This is a genomic window from Coleofasciculus sp. FACHB-712, assembly GCF_014695635.1.
In the GTDB taxonomy this organism is placed as follows: domain Bacteria; phylum Cyanobacteriota; class Cyanobacteriia; order Cyanobacteriales; family FACHB-T130; genus FACHB-T130.
In genome coordinates, this window is record NZ_JACJOQ010000287.1 from 1 (window position 1) to 2594 (window position 2594).

Below are 2594 nucleotides of genomic sequence, written 5' to 3' on the forward strand. Positions count from 1 at the left end.
GAAAATACGATCGCCCTTAAACTTCCGGGCGAATTCTGCTACTGCCCAAACTGTTGTTTAGCTTGCTGATAAACTTCCACCGTTATTATTTTTTGCCCTGCTTCTTGTGCAAATTTTTCGATCTTTTTCCGAGCAGCGGGACGGACAAAAAAGGGAATTTCTTTCAACTTGGCTTCAGCTTCGGGTGTCCACTCTACGGCATTGGGTTGGTTCGCCACAGTTTTCTCCAAAAAATCCTTAAAACAGGAGTTTAACAGGGAAGCGATCGCGCTTTCCAGCGTCTCATCAAGAAGGCGATCGCACTGATGATGCGATCGCCTTTCCCAACCCTACCAACGAGCTACCACTTTTTGTAGGAGAGGAACTTGCCCGACATAATAATTTTTACGCGATCGCCCTTGGGATCTTCTTCTTTTTCCACATCCAAAGTAAAGTCAATCGCGCTCATAATTCCGTCACCAAACTTGTCGTGAATGACGCTTTTTAGCGGCATTCCATACACTTGCATAATTTCATAAAACCGATAAATCAGAGGGTCAGTGGGAACAATTGGTCCCAATCCTTTCACCGGACATTCTGTTAGTTCAGTCGCATAATTTGGGTCAAGCTCTAAGGCGAAGAGCAGCTTACTAGCCTCTTCTTCAGAAGCACTTGCTTGACGATACATCACTGCCGCAATCCAAACTTCGTCGCGTCCAACAGCCTTTTCTAAATCAGCAAAGCTTAACCCTTTCTCTTTTTTAGCACTCAAGAGTATTTGAGTAATTTCAGGAATAGCCATTAATAAACCCTCAGCAAAAAAAGTAGCAACGATTGGAAACGATTGTAATGAATCTTTTCTCAGCTTTAGAAGCAGTTAAACTATCTCCTCTAACCGACAATCGATTCCGTTACATTCGCTACCTATATGCTGCTACTTTTGAAGCTTTAGGCTTTTTAGGTGGACATTTCCCGACCTATTTTTGCCTTTTGCCTTTTGCTGTTTTTAGCGGTCTACAGAACCCATGATGATATCGATGCTACCCAAAATCACCACAATATCAGCGAGTTTTACACCCTTTAGAAGACTAGGGAGGATTTGCAGGTTGTTGAAATCGGCTGCACGAATCTTCCAACGCCAAGGGAAGACATTATCATCGCCAATAATATAGATTCCTAGCTCACCTTTCCCACTCTCGACTCGGACGTAATGTTCGCCTTTGGGAATCTTAAAAGTGGGAGCGATTTTCTTACCAATGTACTGGTAGTCAAAGCCATTCCATTCGGATTTTGGCCCTTCTGCCATACGCTTGGCTTCCAAGTTCTCGTAAGGACCACCGGGAAGTGCTTTGATAGCTTGGTAAATAATCTTGACAGATTCGCGCATCTCCCGAATCCGCACCAAGTAGCGGGCAAAACAATCACCGCCAGTTTCCGTATGCACTTGCCAGTCGAAGTCGTCGTAACATTCGTAGTGGTCAACTTTCCGCAAGTCCCACTTGACACCAGAACCCCGCAGCATCGGGCCAGAAAGTCCCCAGTTGATCGCTTCTTCGCGGCTGATGGTGCCCACGCCTTCCACGCGACGGCGGAAGATGGGGTTGTCTGTAATCAAGCGCTCGTATTCGTCAACTTTTGGCAGGAAGTAGTCGCAAAAGTCTAAGCACTTGTCAACCCACCCGTAAGGCAAATCAACGGCAACTCCCCCAATACGGAAGTAGTTGTTATTCACCATCCGATAACCAGTGGCGGCTTCCCACAGGTCATAAATCATCTCCCGTTCGCGGAAGATATAAAAGAAGGGAGTCTGAGCGCCCGTATCAGCCAAAAATGGTCCCAACCACAGCAGGTGATTGGCGATACGGTTCAATTCCAGCATAATGACGCGGATGTAGCTGGCGCGTTTGGGAACTGAGATACCGGCTAGTTTTTCCGGCGCATTAACGGTGACAGCCTCGTTAAACATTCCCGCTGCATAGTCCCACCGGCTGACGTAGGGGACGTACATGATGTTGGTGCGGTTTTCGGCAATTTTTTCCATACCGCGATGCAGGTAGCCGATAACCGGCTCGCAATCCACGACATCTTCCCCATCCAGGGTAACGATGAGTCGCAGCACTCCGTGCATGGAGGGATGGTGCGGACCCATGTTCAGCACCATCGGTTCTGTTCTAGTTTCTATCTTTGCCATAGTTCAGCCATCTCTCCTTGAAGCCGATTTGGGCAGCCGCACCTGAAATTTCGTAAACACGCCAAAATCACTCCGACTGGCACTGTCTGTTTACTACTGAGTGTTGATTTTTGTTTCGCTTCCTTAATTATATGGAGCTTTGTCCGCAGGATACGTCGGAATTCGAGCTGCATTTAACCAAGGGGAATTTTGGCACAACGTAGAGAATCCGGCGTTGCTGAAATCGTAATCATTTAGGCAACGCCGTCAAAGGTTACTGGTGAGCGTTCAGCGCCAAGTTAGATGGAGATGGCTTTGCACTTGGAAAAGCGTGTTGTGTCGCAAAAAGCTGTGCAACCATTTCTGTACGAGACGAAACCTCAAGCTTACGGAACATTCGCTTCAAAGCCTGCTTGACAGAATTCTCGGTAATCCAAAGTTCAGT

The 2594-nt window shown here is 47.0% G+C and carries 3 protein-coding genes and 1 pseudogene; all 4 read right to left on the minus strand.

The window, feature by feature from the left end; genetic code table 11:
• Positions 1-38: 38 nt before the first annotated feature.
• Positions 39-218: a PCP reductase family protein gene (locus tag H6F50_RS07705; RefSeq protein WP_190413517.1), complete on the minus strand. Its 180-nt coding sequence runs from the start codon at positions 216-218 to the stop codon at positions 39-41.
• A 122-nt stretch (positions 219-340) separates the two neighbouring features.
• Positions 341-781 carry a cyanase gene (cynS, locus tag H6F50_RS07710; RefSeq protein ID WP_190428088.1) on the minus strand — a complete coding sequence of 147 codons (441 nt, stop codon included), beginning with the start codon at positions 779-781 and terminating at the stop codon, positions 341-343.
• A gap of 204 nt (positions 782-985) precedes the next feature.
• Positions 986-2170 (minus strand): NAD(P)H-quinone oxidoreductase subunit H, encoded by a 1185-nt coding sequence (locus H6F50_RS07715; RefSeq protein WP_190413521.1) that lies wholly within the window; start codon positions 2168-2170, stop codon positions 986-988.
• Between the two features lie 253 nt (positions 2171-2423).
• Positions 2424-2594, minus strand: a pseudogene (locus tag H6F50_RS26995) (LuxR family transcriptional regulator); the annotation flags it as partial.

Bases quoted from the DNA above. Each gene is read 5' to 3' on its own strand.
- cynS (WP_190428088.1), bottom strand. From the start codon at position 781: ATGGCTATTCCTGAAATTACTCAAATACTCTTGAGTGCTAAAAAAGAG.
- H6F50_RS07715 (WP_190413521.1), bottom strand. From the start codon at position 2,170: ATGGCAAAGATAGAAACTAGAACAGAACCGATGGTGCTGAACATGGGT.